Consider the following 18,212-nt stretch of genomic DNA (forward strand, 5'->3'; position numbering starts at 1 on the left):
CGATGAGAACCGACCCGGGGGGCGAACCGATGTCCGAGATGTCCAGACGCACCTTCTTGTGGATCACGGGGGGGAGCAGCATCGCGCTGGCGACCGATTCGCCGCGCAAGCTGGTCAACAAGCTGATCCCGAAGGTGAACCCACCCGAAGAGATCTCTCCCGGCCACTGGACCTATTACGCGACGACCTGTCGTGAATGCCCCGCCGGCTGCGGCATGCACGTTGCCAACCGCGACGGCCGCGCCACCAAGGCCGAGGGGAACCCCGAACACCCGGTGAACCGGGGTGCGCTCTGCCCGCGTGGGCAGTCCTCGCTGCAGGGACTCTTCGACCCGGACCGGGTCACCAAGGTGCTCTACCGCAGCGGGAGAAAGCACCGGCAAAGGAGCTGGCAGGAGGCCTTCGACTCCATTTCGTCCCGGCTGGCCGCAGGTGGAAGGGTGGCGCTGCTGTCCGCCCTGCAGACCGGGGCGCCGGCCGAGGTGCTGCATGCCTTTGCCGCCGCCTTCGGCTCGGACCGGGTCCTCTTCTACGAACCCTTCAACTACGAATCCCTCCGCGCCGCGCACCAGCAGCTCTTCGGCCTCCCGGTGATCCCCCGCTACGACCTGGAAGGAAGCGACTTCATCCTCAGCTTCGCCGCCGACTTCCTGGAGACCTGGGGCTCGCCGGTCCGCCAGGCGAGGCAGTTTTCCGACGGCCGCGCCTACCGGGAAGGGGAGTCCCCCACCCGGATGGCGTACCTGGGGCCGCGCCTCTCCATGACCGCCGGCAACGGGGACTACTTCGTACAGGTTTCTCCCGAGCAGCTCCCGGTGGTCGCGGCGGCCCTGCTCAGGGTGATCGTGGACCGGGGGTGGGCCAGGAACGACCTGGGGGTGCTCCGGCCTGCTCTGGACACCCTGCTCAACGCCCCCTCTCTCCCCGCGCTGGACCAGGAGCTCCTGCTGACGGTGGCCCGCGGCTTCACCTCGGCACGCCGCCCTGTGGCCCTGGCCGGTCCACCGTTTGCCGCCGGCCCGACCGCCACCCAGACCGCCCTCTGCGTCGCCCTGCTCAACTACGCCGTCGGCGCGATAGGCAGCACGGTCGATTTCTCCCGCCCGCACGCCCTGAGCGGCAGCGCCCGCGACGCCGAGCTGGACCTGTTCTTTTCCTCCCTGGGGGCGCAAGACGTCCTGTTCGTGCTCGACGCGAACCCCGCCTACTCCAGGGCCGGTGCGGCGGACCGGATGGCGCGGGCCGGGATGGTGGTTTACCTCGGTTCGCAGTTGGACGAGACGGCGGAGCTGGCGCGCTGGGTGCTCCCGACCGACAGCCACCTGGAGTCCTGGGGCGAATACCAGCCGGAACCGGGTGTGGACGGTCTGATGCAGCCGGCCATGGGTCGCCTCTACGACACCCGTGGCGCCTGCGATATCTTGATCGCGCTGGCCCGCGAGGCCGGCAGGCCGCTTCGGAGCGCGCGCGGCACGACGCCAGCCGACCTGCTTCAGTGGCTCAAGGAACGGCGTGGTTTCGGCGGCGGCGGGGACGAGGCGGAGCGTGGTTGGCAGGCGGCGCTCAGGACCGGAGGTACCTGGCAGGAAACACTCCCTCCGGGCACGGCACACACCCCGCATCTGGCCGGGATATCCTCCCAGGCGCAGCGCCCCTCGGGACCGGCACGCGCCGAGGACGTGGAACTGTGGCCCTGGGCCTCGATCATGCTCTACGACGGACGTCTGGCCAACCGGGGCTGGCTGCAGGAGGCTCCCGACCCGACCAGCTTCATCGTCTGGGGTAATTGGATCGACCTCCACCCGAAGAAGGCGGCGACCCTCGGCATCGAGGCGGGGGACCTGGTGCAGCTAACGAGCGTTGCCGGGTCTCTGCGGGCGCCGGTCCGCCTCACCACCGAAATCCACGAGCGCTGCGCGGCGGTCGGCCTCGGGCAGGGGCACAGCGCGCTGGGCCAGAACGCGAGGGGGGTCGGCTCCAACGCATTCCTCCTGCTCGATGCCGTCCAACGGGCCGGGTTCTTCACCCCCTGCCGGGTCAGCCGGGTCGCCGGCAACGCCCCACGCCCCATCCGGACCGCGCTGAGCAACGACCAGCTGCAGCGCGACCTGCTCGAGTCGGTGCCGCTCTCGGTGCTGCGCTCCGCGAAACCGCAGGTGGAACGGTTTGACCTGCCGCTCCCCGAGGGGTACCACGCGGATCGCGACCTCTACCCGAAACACGAGCACTTGAAGCACCGCTGGGCCATGGCGGTGGACCTGCAGCGCTGCATCGGCTGCGGCGCCTGCGCCGTCGCCTGCTACGCCGAGAACAACGTCCCGGTGATCGGCCCGGAACTGGTGGCGGACGGCCGGGAGATGGCCTGGCTGCGCGTCCCCCCCTACCGCGTCCCCGGGAGTACCTGGCGCTACGCGTGGCTGCCGCTGCACTGCCAGCACTGCGACGCCGCCCCCTGCGAGCCGGTCTGCCCGGTCTTCGCCTCGATGCACAACGAGGAGGGGCTGAACGCCCAGATCTACAACCGCTGCATCGGCACCCGCTACTGTTCCAACAACTGCCCCTACAAGGTGCGCCGCTTCAACTGGGTGAACCTGGCATGGAGAACGCCCCTGGACCTGCAGTTGAACCCCGAGGTGACCGTGCGCCAGCGCGGCGTGATGGAAAAGTGCACCTTCTGCGTGCAGCGCATCCGGCAGGCGCAGTACCGCGCCGCGCGCGAGGGGCGCAAGCTGCGGGACGGCGAGGTGGTTCCGGCCTGCGCCCAGACCTGCCCGGCCGGGGTCTTCACCTTCGGCGACCTCCTCGACCCGGGCGCCCTGGTGACCAGGCTCACCCGGAGCGACCCGCGCCGCTACCACCTGCTGCATGAGCTCAACACCAAGCCCGCGGTGACGTTTTTGAAGCGGGTGGACAACGACGTGGTCTGAGACAGTCCGACGCGGTCTGACCCGGCTGATCGGACCGGTCAGACGTCAGACAGAGGAGAACGCCTGTGCCGCCAAGCTACGGCCAAATCAACGACGACGTCCTGAACGCCATGCAGAAGCCGGGCTACGGGTTCTACCTTGCCGTAGTCTCCCTGGCCGGGCTGGTCGGGCTGGCGGCGCTCAGCCTGATGTACCAGGTCCAGGCGGGAATGGGGGTGACCGGGCTGAACCGCCCCGTCGGCTGGGCGGTCTACATCACCAACTTCGTCTTCTGGGTCGGCATCGCGCACTCGGGAACCCTGATCTCGGCGATCCTTTACCTCCTGCGGGCCAAGTGGCGCGACGCCGTGTCGCGCTCGGCCGAGGCGATGACCATCTTCGCGGTCATGACCGCCGGGCTCTTCCCGCTCATCCACCTCGGGAGGCTGTGGGCCGTCTACTACATCATCCCCTACCCGTCGCAGCGCCAGATCTGGCCGAACTTCGTGAGCCCCCTGGTCTGGGACGTCCTCGCCGTATCCACCTACTTCACGGTGAGCCTCATCTTCTGGTACATCGGCATGATCCCCGACCTCGCGGCGGCGCGGGACCGCTACCGCGCGGAACTGGGCCCGGAACAGTTGAAAAGCAGGATCTACCGCGCCCTGTCGCTTGGGTGGTCCGGCACGGGCACCCAGTGGCACCACTACGGCCGCTCCTACCTCTTCTTCGCGGCCCTCGCCACGCCGCTGGTGGTCTCGGTGCACTCGGTGGTCTCCTGGGACTTCGCCATGAGCCTTTTGCCGGGGTGGCACAGCGCCATCTTCCCCCCCTACTTCGTGGCCGGCGCCATCCACTCCGGCCTCGCCATGGTGCTCACCCTGCTGATCCCGATGCGGAAGCTCCTGCACCTCGAGCGCCTGATCGAGATGCACCACTTTGAGATGCTGGCGAAGACCATCGTCCTCACCGCCACCATCGTCGGCTACGCCTATGCCGTCGAGGCCTTCATCGCCTGGTACAGCGGGGACCTGGTGGAGTGGCAAAACCACAAGTGGCGCCTGTTCGGACCGGTGGCCTGGATGTACTGGCTCTGCGTGGTCTGCAACGTGCTGGTCCCCTGGCTCTTCGTCTTCCGGCGCCTGCGCACGCACTACCTGCCGCTCCTGGTCATCTCGCTGCTGGTCAACGTCGGCATGTGGTACGAGAGGCTGATGATCATCTACACCTCCCAGGCGCACGACTTTCTCCCCCACAATTTCGGGCGCTACCTCCCCACCTGGGTGGAACTGATGATCACCGCCGGTTCCTTCGGCTTCTTCTTCCTCTTCTTCGTCCTCTTCACGAAGGGGCTCCCCACCGTCCCGCTCAGCGAACTGAAGGGGCAGGTTGCGGAAAATGAACTCTCCCCCGGCGCCTCCTGCCCAGAGACGGTGAGCCACCGGCTGCCGCTGCACCGCCCCACCGTCCTCGCCGTGTTCTCCAGCGCCGGCAGCCTGGTCCGGGGGGCGAGGTGCTGCTGCGAGAGCGGTTTCCAGGTGATGGAAACGTTCTCCCCGGTAAAGATCGAACCGCTTTCCGAGGTCCTGAAGCTGAAGAAGAGCCCGGTGCGGCTGTTCACCCTGGCCGGTGCGGTCGCGGGTCTGGCCGGCGGTTTCTGGCTCGCCGGCGGCACCGCGCTGGTGAACCGGCTGACCGTGGGGGGGAAGCCTCCCCTCTCCTGGATCCCGTTCTGCGTGGTCGGCTTCGAGGGAACCATACTCCTCGGGAGCCTCGCGAACCTCCTGGGGCTCGCGCTTTTGGCCCGCCTGTTCCGGCTGGAGACGGCTCCAAGCTACGACCCGCGCTTCTCGCGCGACAAGTTCGGCCTGCTGGTGAGCTGCGGACCCGACCAGGTCGAACTGCTGAAGGAGCGGCTCTCCCCCGCCCGACCGGAGGAATTCCATGTCCGCCAGTGAGCGCCCCTTCGCCAAGCTCTGGCTGCCGTTCTGGCTCCTCCTCGCCCTGGCCGGTATCGCGACCTGGGTCGTGCTGCTGAACGGGGCCGAGGAGCCGCGCGCCTGGCGCTCGCTGCTGATCAACTTCCTGTTCTTCACCTCGCTGGCGGGGGGGATGGTGGTCTGGCCGCCGTTGGTGGCGACCTGCAACGGCCGGTGGCACCTCAAGGTCGAGCGTCTCGCCTCGGTCGGGATCGCCTTCGCGCTCCCCTCACTGGCCGCCCTGGTGCTCCTGTGGGTCGGCAACGACCTTTGGGCGCCTTGGCAGCGGGTCCACTACCACCAGGGGATCTGGCTGCACCCCGACTTCCTGCTGGGGCGCGACCTGGCGGGTCTGCTCATCTTCTGGGGCGCGGCACTGTACCACCTAAACCGGCGACGCTCGGGGGAGGGAAAGTCCAGCGGCGCGGTACTGGTGCTGATCTACTGCCTGGTGTTCTCCCTGCTCGGCTTCGACCTGGTCATGGCGCTCGACCCTTACTGGCACAGCAACCTGGCCGGCGGCTACTTCTTCATGTCCGGGCTCTACATCGCCATCACCTGCTGGGCGCTCCTCGCCGCGAGCCATCCGGCGGCCGAGCCGGACCAGCTCCACGACCTCGGGAAGCTGATGGTCGCCTTCAGCCTGATGACGACCTACCTGATGTACGTGCACCTCTTGCCGTTTTGGTACGAGAACCTCCCCCGCGAGGTCCGCTTCATCGTGCCGCGCCTGCACGGCCCGCAGTGGGCGCCGGTGAGCGCGTTCCTTTTGGCCCTCGTGTACTTCGGGCCGCTGGTGCTCCTCCTGCCGGTCCGCGCCAAGCGCAGCCGCCTGGCACTGGGGGCGATCTCCTTCCTCGTACTGTGCGGGCTCTGGCTGGAACGCTGGTGGCTGGTGGCGCCGACCTTCGAGCAGGCGCCCCGGCTCGGGCTCCCGGAGCTCTCCCTCGCCGCCGGTTTCGCCGGGGTGCTCGGACTCGGGATGACCTGGATGCGCCGGGTTGGGGAGGGGAGGTCGTGATGACGGCAGCGGGACCCGATACCGGCCCGGAGAAGGCACCGGGAAAAGGAGGGACACCGAGGGGGGTGCCTTTGTGGGCCAACGCGGCAGCCGCCGGCGTGCTCCTGTGCGCCGCCCTGGCGGGGATGGTCTACCTGGGCCGGCTCTACCCGGTGGGGCTCGGCCCGCGCCAGCCCATCCCGTTCAGCCACCGGGTGCATGCCGGGATCAAGCAGATCGGCTGCTTCATGTGCCACGACAGCGCCACGCGCTCGTCGCGGGCCGGCATACCGCCGCTGCAGACCTGCCTGCTCTGCCACGCCCGCATCATCCGCACCTACCCCTACATCGCCCGGCTGCGGGAGCTCGCGGCCCGGAACCAGCCGGTGGTCTGGCAGCGGGTGAACTGGGTGCCCGAATTCGTCTATTTCGACCATTCCATGCACCTGCGGCGCGGTGTCGACTGCGGTCACTGCCACGGCGACATCCGGCAGATGGACCGGGTGGCGGGGGCGGTCAAGTTCGAGATGGGCTTTTGCATCCAGTGTCACCGGGACAACCGGGTCACCCACGACTGCTTCGTCTGCCACAGGTGAATGGTTACGACAAAAGCGGTTACGCGAAGAAAAACCAGACTAGGGGAAAACAGATGGTCAACCTTATCCACAAGCCCCAGAGTGCGGCCCTCGCCTTCATGGTCGCGGGCGCGGTCTGGTTCGTGGTGGGCGCCGTGTACGGCATGTTCTCCGCCATCCACCTGGTGGCGCCGGAGTTCCTCCCCCACGTGGCGGCGCTGGTGTTCGGACGGGAGCGCCCGGTCCACATCAACACCATGCTCTACGGCTTCACCGGCACCATGCTGATCGGCTCCGGGCTTTACTACCTCCCGGCCCTGCTGAAAACGAGGCTCTGGTCCGAGCCCCTGGCGTGGATCGCGTTCCTCTTCTGGAACCTGACCGTCCTGAGCGGCCCCGTGGGGTTCGCCTTCGGCCTCACCCAGGGACGCGAGTACAACGAGTACGTCTGGATCGCCGACGTCTCGCTGGTTGTGGCCGTCGCCTGCCTCATCGTCAACACGGCGCTCACCATCGTGCACCGCCGGGAGCCGCAGCTCTACGTCTCCATCTGGTACTTCATGGCCGCGCTCCTCTGGACCGCCTGCAACTATCCGCTGGGGAACGTCATGTGGCACCCGGCCACCGGGGCCATGCCGGGGCTGATCGACTCGCTCTTCCTCTGGTTCTGGGGGCACAACCTGCCGGGACTTCTGATCACGCCTCTCGCCACCGGCGCCGCCTACTACGTGATCCCCCGGGTGACCCGGACGCCGCTCAACTCGCACACCCTTTCGCTTCTGGGCTTTTGGTTCCTGATCGCCCTCTACAGCCACATCGGCGGGCACCACGTGCTGCAGTCCCCCATCCCGAACTGGCTGAAGACGGTTTCCGTGGTCGACTCCGTCTCCATGATACTGCCGGTCTCCATCGTGGTGATCAACCTCTGGCTCACCGCGCGCGGGTTCGGCGGCAGGGTCTGGAGCGACCCGGCGGCGCGGCTGGTGATGGGGGGGATCGTCTGGTACATCATCACCTGCATCCAGGGGCCGCTGCAGTCGCTCCCCTTCCTGCAGCGGGTGACCCACTTCAACAACTGGACCGTCGGTCACGCCCACATCGCCATGCTCGGCTTCGGCGGCTACATCGCGCTGGGCGCCATGTGGCACGTGCTCCCCCTGGCGAGCGGGCGCCCGGTCTATTCCCGGAAGCTGGTCAACCTGCAGTTCGGCCTGATCACCCTGGGGCTCACCGGCTTCTTCCTGGTGCTGACCATGGCCGGGCTGGTGCAGGGGACCGCCTGGCACAACGGCGAGACGGTGCTGCGGGTGCTGCCCCAGATCGCCCCCTTCATGGTGCTGCGGGCCGCGCTCGGCATCTTCATCCTGACCGGCTCGCTGGTCGGCCTTTTCAACCTGTACATGACCCTGCGCCCGGCGCCCGAGCCGGAACTGATCAGGCGCGCGGAGGAGGCGGCATGAAGATGACACCCGCCTTCCTCATCGTCGGAGCGCTCATGGTCTTTTGGGCCTCCACCTTCATCATCGTGGGGATCCCCTCGATGACCATGAAGGACTACCCCTCCGACATCTGGCGACCGCTCTCGCCGCTGGAGCGGGAGGGGCACCGGCTCTACGTGAAAAACGGCTGCAGCTACTGCCATTCCCTCTTCATCCGGGTCAGCGACTGGGACGTCGGGGCGGAGCGGATCGCGAGGGCCGGCGACTACGCAGGGATCGAACCGGCCATCCTGGGGAGCGAGCGCACCGGCCCGGACCTCTCCCAGGAAGGGGGGGAGCACAGCGACGACTGGAACATCGCCCACTTCACCAACCCGCGCTACACCACGCCCGTCTCGCTGATGCCCGCCTGGGACTTCCTGACCGGGCATGAGATCGCCGCGCTGGCTGCCTACGTGCAGGCGCTGGGGGGTAAGGACGCCGACCTGAGGCAAAAACGCCAGCACGACTGGAAGCGGCAGGCGCTCGCCGCCTACGCGGAGGGGGTGGACCGCAACATCGAGTGGCTGCACGCCCAGGTCCCCGAGGTCTGGCGCCGGATGCCCAACCCCTACCCGGCCACCGAGGCGGCGCTGCAGCGCGGCAAGAGGATATACCAGCAGCTCTGCATCAACTGCCACAGCCCGGTCGGCGACGGCAACGGCCCGGCACAGCCCTTCCTGGGGCCGCCCCCGCTGAACTTCACCATTCTCAGGCGTCACCTGGTGGAGAACCGGTACATCGGCGGGATCTTCTACTACCAGATCATGAACGGCATCACCGGCACCGCCATGCCCTACTTCAAGAAGCACCTGGAAAGCGAGAAGATCTGGGACCTGGCCAACTACCTGGCGGTCTCCTTCGTGGGGTACACCGACGCCAACACCGAGCCCCGCGGCATCGACGCCTCCTACGAGGGGGATTGGCAGAACCGCTACCGGCCGCCGGCCGTGAACGGCTCGCCCTAGCCCCCTTCCCCCGGAGACGGCAGCGCCCCCCCTCCCCCTCTCCCGGAGGGGGAGGGGTGACAGGAGAGAGAGATGGACAGCCCGTTGGAAACACCCGCTTTTTTGTTGATCTGGATGTGCCTCCCGCTCCTGATGTGCGGGACGCTGATCGTCTTCTTCGTGTGGGGGGTGCGGTCGGGGCAGTTCGCCGACCAGGAGCGGGCCCGCTACCTGGCGCTGGACAGCGGCATTCCGGAGGAGCCCCCCGAGGAGCCGGGGCAAGGGAGGGGGGCGAATGATTATTCGCCCCTACAGTGGCCGGATGGGCTCCCCGGCTTTTGCCAGGATCAGGGAGGGTTGTCCGGACGGAAGGGAACGTCGCGTGGAGAAAGGAGCTAGGGGGACGTCATGCTGATGCTCTACCTGTACGTGCTGCAGAACCAGTGGCTGGTCATCGCGCTCTTGTCGGGAGCGGCCCTGGTGCTGATCATGGCGCTCACCTACCAGGCGCTCTGGCTGCCGCGCGGCGTCGAGAAGCGGAGCGAAACGATCAAGGTGCGGGGACCGGCCAGCTTCTTCCGCTGGCTGGCTAGCTTCATCCCCTGGGTGATCATCCTCCTCATCGGAGTCTGCATCGCCTTCACCCTCTGCGAGGTCACGCAAAACCACGCCATCCCCCCTAACTGGTGAGGCGCCCCATGGAACGAACCCCAGACTACGACGAGCACCAGGAACTGCGCTCCCCCTGGGAGTGGGTGATCCTGATCGCCTTCAGCGCCTCCATCATGGGGTTCGGCTGGCTGGTGTACCTGCTGGTCCAGGACGCGCCCCGGCGTTGGGATTTCGGACAGCTCCCGGACGCGCCGGCGGAGTCCATATATTCGAGCGAGCAGCCGCGGCGAAAGGCGCAGCGCCAGATCCGGCCGCTGCCGGAGGCGGTGCCGCTGCCGCCCCGGGGGCAAAGCGGTAAACGGGAGGGGGACAGATGAGGAAGCTGACGCTCTTCATGGTGGTGGCGCCCCCGCTGTTCGGGGCGGTCCTCTTCGGGTACATCCTGTACCGGGGCCCGCGCATGACGGTGCAGCACCACGTGCGGGAATTCCAGATGGTGCTCCCGGCACCGGCGGTGGGTTCGGTGAGCGTCACCCCCGCAGCGGGGCGCGCTCCCGCACAGGCCGAAGCAGCGGGGCTCGCCAACCCGGTCCCGGCCACCCCGGCCGCCCTGGTACAGGGGGAAGTCTATTACGGCTATTACTGCGCTTTTTGCCACGGCGGCAGCGGGGCCGGCAACGGCCCCGTCGGCAACAGCTATGTCCCGAGACCCGCCGACCTGCGTCTCCCCAGGGCCTCCTACCGCGACGGCGAACTGCTGCGCGCCATGCTCACCGGAATCGGCCACGAGCCGGTGCTGGAACGGGTGGTCCCCCCCGCGCACCGCTGGCCGTTGGTGACCTACCTGCGCTCGCTGCAACCCTCCCGCTGACCCCGCCCCCCTCACCCGCGTCATGCCCCCGGGCTTCCCGGCTCATCCCTGTCCGCCGGAGAGGAGCTCGTGCAGCAGCCGCGCGAGCTCCTCCATCTGGAAGGGCTTTTTCAGGAACGCCGCACCCTCCCGGCTGGCGCTCGACTCGTCCAGGATGGCGTGGCTGTAGCCGGACATGTAGATGCACTTGATCCCCGGGCGGGTGCGCCTGATCCGCGCCATCATCTCCTGTCCCCCAAGCCCCGGCATCAGCACGTCGGTGAGCACCAGGTCCATGGGCACCTCTGCGTTCGCCGCAACCTCCAGGGCCTCCCGCGGATCGGCTATGGCGAGGCAGCTATAGCCCAAGGCTTCCAGCATGCCGGCGGTAAGCTCGCGCACCATATCCTCATCCTCTACCAGCAGCACCGTGCCGGTTCCCCGGCTCAGCACTGCAGCCGGCGCCGGTTTCTGCCCCGTCTCGTCGCTTACGCACCTCGGGAGGTGGATGCTGAAGGCGCTGCCGCGCCCAGGCTCGGTTTCCAGGTCGATGAAGCCGCCGTTTTGCCTCACGATGCCGTACACGGTGGCAAGCCCCAGCCCGGTCCCCTTCCCCTGTCCCTTGGTCGTGTAGAACGGCTCGAAGACGTGGCCCCGCGTCTCCGCGTCCATGCCCGCGCCCGTGTCCCTGCACACGATCCTGACGTAGCTGCCGCCCGGCACCTCCGGGTGCAGGGGGGGCGGCTCCTCGAGCTGCACGTTGGACGTCTCCAGGGTGATGGTTCCCCCCTGGGGCATGGCGTCGCGGGCGTTGACCGCCAGGTTCATGACGATCTGGTCCAACTGCACCGGGTCGATGCTGATGTTCCACAACCGGTCCCCCGGCACCAGCACGATGGCGACGTGCTCCCCGATCAGGCGCCCCAGCGACTTCTTCAGCTCTTCCAGCATGGCGTTGACCTGCACGCACTTCGGCACCACGACCTGCTGACGCGAGAAGGCGAGCAGCTGCGTGGTGATGTCCCGCGACTGCTCCGCGGCCTTGACGATCTGGCGCAGGTGCTCCAAAAGCGCATCGCCTGCGGCCTGCCGCGCGGCGAGCTCGGCGTTGCCCAGGATCACGGTCAGCTTGTTGTTGAAGTCGTGCGCCACCCCGCCGGCCAGCCGCCCGACCGACTCCAGCTTCTGGGCCTGGCGCAGCTGCTCCTCGATGCCGCGCCGCTCGGTCACGTCACGCACCGTGCCGATGATCCCGATGACCCCGCCGGAGCTGTTTCTCAGGGGGGCGGAGGCGTCGGAAAGCCAGAGCGTCCTCCCGCTCACGTGTCTCGCGGCGAATTCGGCGACCGTGGGGGCGCCCCCCGCCAAAAGCTGTTCCAGGCGGTGCGTCAGGCCGGTTTCGGCAAGCCAGGGAAAGACCTCCGCGGGGCGCTTCCCCAGAACCTCGCTCGCCGGCACGCCGCTCACCTCCTCCATGTACGGGTTCCAGACCAGGTAGCGCAGCTCACGGTCGTAGACGATGATCCCCTCGCGGGCGCTGTTGATGATCTCCTGGTTGAACTGCAGCGTCTCGGAGAGCCGCTCCTCGGCCTTCTTCCGGGCCGTGATGTCCTCGTAGATGCCGAGTACCCCCCGTACCGCGCCGTCCTCGTCGGTGAGCGGCATCTTGCTGGTCTCGATCCAGATGACGCTCCCGTCAGCCTGGGTGAGGTTCTCGATGATGTGCATCTTGGCCTGGTTCCCCTGCATGACCTCCCGGTCGTCGGCCCGGTACCCCTCGGACTCCTCCCGGCTCCAGGGGAGCTCGTAGTCGGTCTTCCCCACAATCAGGGCCGGATCGGCAAGCCCCGCACTCCTCGCGAACTCCCTGTTGCACCCCAGGTAGACGCTGTTTCTGTCCTTCCAGAAGATGCAGTGGGGGATGGAGTCCATGATGTGCATCAGGACGTCGTTGGTGTGGCGCAGCTCCCCCAGGGCCAGGTGGAACTCCCGGTAGGGGCGCTTGACGGCGGCCGCGAAGATGCCTCGGTAGATCAGCAGGAAGGCGAACAGCTTGTACAGGTGCCCGAGGACGTTGAAGCTGTCGAAGGCGCTCTTGTACGCGGTGAAGGCAACTTCGCTCACGATGCAGAGGATGAAGGCGCACAGGTAGTAGAGGTAGATGCCGTCGCCGGAGCCGCGCAGCCTCTTCACGTAGGCCAGGGTGGACAGGAAAAGGAGCACGATGACGACCAGCTCTGAGAGCTTCTTGAAGGGGGTGAGCCCCGAGCCGGCTGCGAAGGTGTCGGGTACCAGGTCCGGCCGGAAGATGATGGCCGCGAAGGAGATCCCGACGATGGCCAGCACCCCCGCTATGAGCTGCACTCTCCCCAGCCAGCGACAACGGCACTTCTCGTCGACGAAGGCGCTGGCCAGGAAGGCGGCGGCAGAAAAGAAGCGCCCGGCGATCCAGAACTGGGTGGACTTGTTGGCGGAGTTGGGGGTGATCAGGTCGGGCATCCCCAGGTAGGCCAGGGTGTGCATGAAGTCCAAAAGGCCGATGCCCAGGAAGGCCACCGCGAGGAAGAGGGTGTGCCGGTCGCGGCTTTGACTGAAGGAGAACCACCCCACCCCGAAGATGGAGAGGGAAACCATGACGCTGAAGAGCTCCACCACGTTGTGGAAGGTGAGGTAGGCGGAAACGTCCAGCACCAGGTACAGCCTGGCACCGAACAGCTGCAGGAGGAGGAACGGGATGACGGCCAGAACCGACAGCGCCACCAGCACCACTTTCCACCGCGATTGCAAGTCACCCAGGGGCATGCCACACCCTCCGCCATGCTTCGTGAAGCCTGCGCCGTACCGCCTTCGTTACATGCACACCTTCAGGATCTGCTCCAGGTCGGTCTCCCCCTGCAGCACCTTCATCAGGCCGTCCATCTTCAGCGTCCACATCCCCTCGTCCATGGCGATGGAGCGCAGTTCGTCCATCCCCACGCCGCGCCTGATGGCGCTCTTGACCGTCTCGGTCCCCACCATCAGCTCGTGCAGGGCGAGGCGCCCCTTGTAGCCGGTGCCGCCGCACTCGTCGCATCCAACGGCCTTCATGAAGTTGGCGTCCTTGAAGTCGGCAAGGAGCTCTATGTTGTCCCCGGCGATCTGCCTCAGCGAGGCCAACGCATCGTCGTAGCGCTGCCGCTGGTCGCGCGCCGGCTTCTTGCATTTCGGGCAGAGCCTCTTGGCCAGGCGCTGGGCCAGGATGCCCAGAAGGGCGTCGGAGAAGTTGAAGGGGTCCATCCCCATCTCGATCAGGCGCACCGCCGCCTCGGGGGCCGAGTTGGTGTGCAGGGTGGAGAAGACCAGGTGGCCGGTGAGCGAGGCCTCGATGGCGATCTTGGAGGTCTCGGCGTCGCGCATCTCGCCGATCATGATGACGTCCGGGTCGGCGCGCAGGAAGGAGCGCAGGGCCTCGGCGAAGGTGAAGCCGATCTTGGCGTTCACCTGCACCTGGCACAGCCCCGCCTGGGTGATCTCCACGGGGTCCTCCGCGGTCCAGATCTTGCGCTCCTGGGTGTTTATGTGTCCCAGCGCCGAGTGCAGCGTCGTGGTCTTGCCGGAGCCGGTGGGGCCGACGCAGAGGATGATGCCGTGCGGCTTCTCCAGGATGTCGATGAAGCGCTCCAGGTTGTGCGGCAACAGCCCCAGCCCGCTCAGGGGGAGCGGCTTGGAGGCCGCCAAAAGCCTCAGGACCGCACCCTCCCGCCCGCCGACCATCGGGGTGATCTCGACGCGGTATTCCAGCATCTGCTGCCGGTAGCGGAGCAGGATCTTGCCGCTTTGCGGGCGCCGCCGCTCGGCGATGTTCAGGTCGGCCATGATCTTGATGCGCACCGTGATGGCCCCCTTGTACGAGGCGGCGACCTTGTGGGCGTGGATGCACTCGCCGTCGATCCGGTAGCGGATGCTGAGCGGCTCGCTCCCGGCGCCGGGCTCGAAGTGGATGTCCGAGGCGCCGCGCCGATAGGCGTCGATCAGGATCCGGTTCACCAGGGAGATGATCTTGGAGTCGGGCTCGAAGAGGAGCCTGGTATCGTCGGCCTCCTCCTCGATTGTCACCGTCTCCGCCTCCCCCTTCATGGCGTTCAACAGGGTGTCCACCGTCTCGACCCGGTTCCGGTAGTACTTGTCGATGGCGGCGAGGATCTGGCGCGACGGGGCGACCACGAGCTCGGGGGCGAAGTTGGTGGAGAATCTCAGGTTGTCCCCGATGGTCAGGTCGGTGGGGGCGCAGGTGGCCACCACCAGTTTTCTCCCATCCAGGGAGATGGGGAAGACCCTGAGCCGGGTGGCCAGCCCCTCGGAAATGGCGCTCAGCGCGGCGTCGGTGGGCACCACCGTCTCCAGGTCCACGAAGCGGAGCCGGAACTTGGTGGCCAGCGCCGAGAGGAGCTGTTCCTCGGTGATGAGCCCCTTCATGATCAGGAGTTCCCCGACCTGCAGCTTCTTACCCTTCTGGCTTTTGAAGGCCGCCTCCACCTGCTCCCGGGTCACCAGCCCCGACTCGACCAGGATGTCCCCAACCCGCGTGTGGTGCATCTCGTGTCTTTGTGCCTGCTCGTGCATCTCACCCTCGTCCACTGCGTCGGCCAACAAAATGGCCGCGTCCTGGTCCCCGCGCTGCGCCTGCTCCTCCTGCAGCTTCAGCGCCGCCTCGAGCTTTTCGTTCGACAGGACTCCCTGGTCGTGGAGGATCTGCCCGGTGTAGCGCGCATCCTGGCGGTAACGCACCCCGGAGTCGGTAAAGAAGATGGTCTGGTTGTCATCTCCCGGCAGCAGCCCCAAAAACCCCTTGAGGAACTTGCCGTTGCCCGGCACGGTCACCTGGAAGGTCTCCCCTGCGATGGTCTGCACCTCCTCAAGGGTCTCGTTGCCGCCGCGCCCGATTCCGGCCGGCGGGCTCTGGAAGCGGATGTAGCAGATCTCATCCAGGGAAAAGACCAGCGTCTCCTTGCTCCCCTCGGTCAGCACCTCGAGGTCGGTATCCTGATATTTGAAGGAACGGGTCAAAACCCCCTTGATCTCGTCCCCGGTCTTCAGCTTGATGGTAAGTTCGTTCATCATCCCCCCTCGGCGGGCCTAGGCCTTGCCGTTTACCAGATGCTGCGCGGTCCCTTCTGCCAGGGGCTGCGCGGCGGAATTTTGCAACTGCAGGTGATCCTCGTCGGTGAAGAACCGGGCGACGCGCTCCGCGTTCACCGGACGTGACACCAGGAAGCCCTGGATCTCGTGGCATCCCTGGTCCTTCAGGGCCTCCAGCTGGTCCACCGATTCCACCCCCTCCGCCACGATCTGCATCTTGAGACTCTTGGCCATGGCGATGATGGCGGTCACGATGGCCTGATCCTCCGAGCTCTTCATCATGTTCAGAATGAAGGTGCGGTCGATCTTCAAGGTGTTGATGGGGAAGCGGTGCAGGTAGGAGAGCGAGGAATAGCCGGTGCCGAAATCGTCGACGGAGATGGTGATCCCCATCTCGCGCAGCTCTCTCAGCACGCGGCAGGTGTACTCGTCGTTCTGCATCAGGGCGCTCTCGGTGATCTCTATCTCCAAAAGGGTGGGGTCCAGCCCCGTCGCCTCCAGCACGGCGCAGACCGACTGCTTCACGTCCTGGCGCTGGAAGTGGAACGGGGAAAGGTTCACCGCCACCCGGACCGGCGCCAGGTTCGCGTCCTGCCACGCCTTGGCCTGCAGGCACGCGGTGCGCAGCACCCAGGCGGTGAGCTCCGCAATCATGCCGCTCTCCTCGGCCAGGCGGATGAACTTGTCGGGCGCCAGCATCCCAAGCCTTGGGTGCATCCAGCGTACCAGCGACTCGACGCTGGTCACCTTGCCGGTCAGGAGGTCGACCTTGGGCTGGTAGTGCAGCACGAACTGCCCCAGCTCCACCGCCTGGCGCAGGTCGGCCAAAAGCGTCACCCGTTCGCTGGCGTGCTCGTTCATCCGCTTGTCGAACAACGCGAAGACGTTCTTGCCGCACCCCTTGGCGTGGTACATGGCGATGTCGGCGTTCATGAGCAGTTCGTCCACGGTCTTGCCGTGGTGGGGAAAGAGGGTCACCCCGACGCTGGCGGTGACGCGGATCTCGCTGGAGCCCAGGCGGAAGGGGGTGGCGAACAGGGCGACCAGCTTCTGCGCCACCAGGGCCGCGTTCTCCTCGTTGGCCACGTTCTGGCAGAAGATGGTGAACTCGTCCCCTCCCAGGCGGGCCACCGTGTCGCAGCTCCTGACCACGGTGCCGAGCCGCCCGGCCACCTCGATGAGCAGCAGGTCCCCGGTACGGTGCCCCAGGGTGTCGTTGATGTCCTTGAAGTGGTCGAGGTCGATGAAGATGACCGCCACCGCCTCCCGGGCCCGCTCGGCGTGGAACAGCGCCTGGGCCAGGCGGTCGTAGAACAGGGTCCGGTTGGGGAGCCGGGTCAGCGGGTCGTAATGGGCGAGCTGCTGCAGGTGGGCCTGGCGCTGCCTGAGGATCTGGTCCCTCTCCTCGATCTCGTGGAGCATCTCGTTGAAGCCGTCGTACAAGAGCCCGATCTCGTCGTCGCAGGGCTTGGTCACGCGCAGCGCGAAATTCTTGCTGGCGGAAATCTCCTTCATGGCTGCCAGCAGACCCAAAAGCGGAGCCGAGATCATCAGCTGCAGCCGGGCCGAAAACAGGCAGAAGACCAGGAAGGTGACCGCCATGAAACCGAGCGCGACCAGGACGTTCCAGCGCAGGCTGTTAAGGAACCCACTGGCGTTGGCATGGATCACCACGGTGCCGATCTGCTCGCCGTCCAGCCGGATCGGCCTGACCACGCTGGCGTAGCCGGACAGAAACGAGCTGGTGTAGGCCTCGCTGGTCACCTGCCGCACCGCCTCGGCCACCTGGTCCTGCGACGCCCAGTCCGGCAGGCCCTCCAGGGGAAGGGCGGTGTGCACCTGCCCGGCGGCCTGGTAGCGCACGAACAGGCGGCCATCCTTGTTGAGGATGTAGACCGCGAGGATGTTGCCCTTCTCGGTGACGGGCCTGATGGTATCCAGCGCCGGCTTCGGGTCGTTGAAGGCCAGCGCCGGTGCGCTGTTTCTGCCGATCATGTCAGCCAGCGAAACCAGGTACTCCTGCTGGTTCCGGTACAGGACCTTGGCCTCGCGCGCCACGAAGAAGAGGGAGGAGACGAAAAGGGTCGCCGTGCAGCACCCCATGATGATCAGCATCAGCTTGCGCTGCAGGGGGAGGTTTCTGATGAACTTTTCGCCGGGACGCCTCATGTCATTCACCTTCGCGTACGATCCTGGCCAGCTTCAGAAGCTGGGAACTGATCTTGAAACGGGACTGCTGCGCCGCCTTGACGTTGATCTCGAAGCGGACTCGCCCCTCGACCTCCACGAGACCTATGATCCCCCCGAGCCGCGCGAAATCGGGGATATCGCTCACCGTCAACAGCGACCGCTTGCGCGCCTGGTCCAGGATCCCGGCAAGGTAGCGCTTCTCCACCCCGCTCACCACCAGCAGGTGGCACTCCCCCAGCTCCTCGCCGGGCTGCATCCGCCTCACCTGCAGGGGATGCCCCAGCACCGTCTTGCCGCGGTACTGCTCCAGGGCCCCGGTGAAGGGGCCGCGCCCGATGCTGCAGACCACCAGCGGGGCCCCGCTTCCGGAGAAGACGCCCGTGGGCCACTCGATGTACTTGGCCATGTTGAACACCATGGCCCCCTTCACCTGGTATTCCTGGGGCGCTTCCGCAAGCAACCGCCCCGCCCCCCCCAGCAGCAGGCAGAGAAGGGCCGGGAGCATCAGCCCCAGGCGGCACCTCCTTATGCGGATCGCTGGCATCGGCATCCCTCTC

The 18,212-nt window shown here is 66.9% G+C and carries 14 protein-coding genes; 10 read left to right on the forward strand and 4 right to left on the reverse strand.

The genetic code is table 11. The features are described from left to right. Positions 1-29 precede the first annotated feature (29 nt). The 10 genes from KOM00_RS01750 (at position 30) to KOM00_RS01795 (ending at position 10,368) form a co-directional block, all read left to right on the forward strand. Positions 30-2,927 carry a 4Fe-4S dicluster domain-containing protein gene (locus tag KOM00_RS01750; protein WP_216497107.1) on the forward strand — a complete coding sequence of 966 codons (2,898 nt, stop codon included), beginning with the start codon at positions 30-32 and terminating at the stop codon, positions 2,925-2,927. Positions 2,928-2,992: 65 nt separating this feature from the next. Next, a complete protein-coding gene (locus KOM00_RS01755; protein ID WP_239027577.1) occupies positions 2,993-4,864 on the forward strand; it encodes a quinol:electron acceptor oxidoreductase subunit ActD in 1,872 nt (623 codons plus the stop codon). Then, positions 4,851-5,906 carry a hypothetical protein gene (locus KOM00_RS01760; RefSeq protein WP_216497108.1) on the forward strand — a complete coding sequence of 352 codons (1,056 nt, stop codon included), beginning with the start codon at positions 4,851-4,853 and terminating at the stop codon, positions 5,904-5,906. The genes KOM00_RS01755 and KOM00_RS01760 overlap by 14 nt, the downstream gene beginning before the upstream one ends. Then, positions 5,906-6,481, forward strand: a complete 576-nt coding sequence (locus KOM00_RS01765; protein WP_236026675.1) for a cytochrome c3 family protein — start codon at positions 5,906-5,908, stop codon at positions 6,479-6,481. Before KOM00_RS01760 ends, KOM00_RS01765 begins: the two co-directional genes overlap by 1 nt. Before the next feature lie 53 nt (positions 6,482-6,534). Next, positions 6,535-7,920 (forward strand): cbb3-type cytochrome c oxidase subunit I, encoded by a 1,386-nt coding sequence (locus KOM00_RS01770; RefSeq protein ID WP_216497109.1) that lies wholly within the window; start codon positions 6,535-6,537, stop codon positions 7,918-7,920. After that, complete coding sequence (locus KOM00_RS01775) at positions 7,917-8,906, forward strand: cbb3-type cytochrome c oxidase subunit II (RefSeq protein ID WP_216497110.1); 990 nt, start codon at positions 7,917-7,919, stop codon at positions 8,904-8,906. Before KOM00_RS01770 ends, KOM00_RS01775 begins: the two co-directional genes overlap by 4 nt. 72 nt (positions 8,907-8,978) lie before the next feature. Then, complete coding sequence (gene ccoS, locus KOM00_RS01780) at positions 8,979-9,284, forward strand: cbb3-type cytochrome oxidase assembly protein CcoS (protein ID WP_216497111.1); 306 nt, start codon at positions 8,979-8,981, stop codon at positions 9,282-9,284. 9 nt (positions 9,285-9,293) lie between these two features. Further along, positions 9,294-9,575 (forward strand): hypothetical protein, encoded by a 282-nt coding sequence (locus tag KOM00_RS01785; protein ID WP_236026676.1) that lies wholly within the window; start codon positions 9,294-9,296, stop codon positions 9,573-9,575. Between the two features lie 8 nt (positions 9,576-9,583). Then, positions 9,584-9,874, forward strand: a complete 291-nt coding sequence (locus tag KOM00_RS01790; protein WP_216497112.1) for a hypothetical protein — start codon at positions 9,584-9,586, stop codon at positions 9,872-9,874. Continuing rightward, positions 9,871-10,368: a c-type cytochrome gene (locus tag KOM00_RS01795; RefSeq protein WP_216497113.1), complete on the forward strand. Its 498-nt coding sequence runs from the start codon at positions 9,871-9,873 to the stop codon at positions 10,366-10,368. The genes KOM00_RS01790 and KOM00_RS01795 overlap by 4 nt, the downstream gene beginning before the upstream one ends. Before the next feature lie 42 nt (positions 10,369-10,410). Here KOM00_RS01795 and KOM00_RS01800 read toward each other — a convergent pair whose 3' ends face one another. The 4 genes from KOM00_RS01800 to KOM00_RS01815 are packed head-to-tail and all read right to left on the reverse strand — an operon-like array spanning position 10,411 to position 18,199. Continuing rightward, a complete protein-coding gene (locus tag KOM00_RS01800) occupies positions 10,411-13,149 on the reverse strand; it encodes a hybrid sensor histidine kinase/response regulator (protein ID WP_216497114.1) in 2,739 nt (912 codons plus the stop codon). A gap of 48 nt (positions 13,150-13,197) precedes the next feature. Beyond that, positions 13,198-15,444, reverse strand: coding sequence for a GspE/PulE family protein (locus KOM00_RS01805; RefSeq protein WP_216497115.1), 2,247 nt, complete (start codon positions 15,442-15,444; stop codon positions 13,198-13,200). 18 nt (positions 15,445-15,462) lie between these two features. Beyond that, positions 15,463-17,634 (reverse strand): putative bifunctional diguanylate cyclase/phosphodiesterase, encoded by a 2,172-nt coding sequence (locus KOM00_RS01810; RefSeq protein ID WP_216497116.1) that lies wholly within the window; start codon positions 17,632-17,634, stop codon positions 15,463-15,465. Position 17,635: 1 nt separating this feature from the next. Then, positions 17,636-18,199 carry a YfiR family protein gene (locus KOM00_RS01815; RefSeq protein WP_236026677.1) on the reverse strand — a complete coding sequence of 188 codons (564 nt, stop codon included), beginning with the start codon at positions 18,197-18,199 and terminating at the stop codon, positions 17,636-17,638. Positions 18,200-18,212 lie beyond the last annotated feature (13 nt).

The sequence above is a fragment of the Geomonas diazotrophica genome, from assembly GCF_018919385.1.
GTDB classification, from domain to species: domain Bacteria; phylum Desulfobacterota; class Desulfuromonadia; order Geobacterales; family Geobacteraceae; genus Geomonas; species Geomonas diazotrophica.

Coding starts and splice junctions, on each gene's coding strand:
- ccoS (WP_216497111.1), top strand. CDS start 8,979: ATGGACAGCCCGTTGGAAACACCCGCTTTTTTGTTGATCTGGATGTGC.
- KOM00_RS01750 (WP_216497107.1), top strand. CDS start 30: ATGTCCGAGATGTCCAGACGCACCTTCTTGTGGATCACGGGGGGGAGC.
- KOM00_RS01795 (WP_216497113.1), top strand. CDS start 9,871: ATGAGGAAGCTGACGCTCTTCATGGTGGTGGCGCCCCCGCTGTTCGGG.
- KOM00_RS01765 (WP_236026675.1), top strand. CDS start 5,906: ATGACGGCAGCGGGACCCGATACCGGCCCGGAGAAGGCACCGGGAAAA.
- KOM00_RS01775 (WP_216497110.1), top strand. CDS start 7,917: ATGAAGATGACACCCGCCTTCCTCATCGTCGGAGCGCTCATGGTCTTT.
- KOM00_RS01785 (WP_236026676.1), top strand. CDS start 9,294: ATGCTGATGCTCTACCTGTACGTGCTGCAGAACCAGTGGCTGGTCATC.
- KOM00_RS01815 (WP_236026677.1), bottom strand. CDS start 18,199: ATGCCAGCGATCCGCATAAGGAGGTGCCGCCTGGGGCTGATGCTCCCG.
- KOM00_RS01810 (WP_216497116.1), bottom strand. CDS start 17,634: ATGAGGCGTCCCGGCGAAAAGTTCATCAGAAACCTCCCCCTGCAGCGC.
- KOM00_RS01760 (WP_216497108.1), top strand. CDS start 4,851: ATGTCCGCCAGTGAGCGCCCCTTCGCCAAGCTCTGGCTGCCGTTCTGG.
- KOM00_RS01790 (WP_216497112.1), top strand. CDS start 9,584: ATGGAACGAACCCCAGACTACGACGAGCACCAGGAACTGCGCTCCCCC.
- KOM00_RS01805 (WP_216497115.1), bottom strand. CDS start 15,444: ATGAACGAACTTACCATCAAGCTGAAGACCGGGGACGAGATCAAGGGG.
- KOM00_RS01800 (WP_216497114.1), bottom strand. CDS start 13,149: ATGCCCCTGGGTGACTTGCAATCGCGGTGGAAAGTGGTGCTGGTGGCG.
- KOM00_RS01770 (WP_216497109.1), top strand. CDS start 6,535: ATGGTCAACCTTATCCACAAGCCCCAGAGTGCGGCCCTCGCCTTCATG.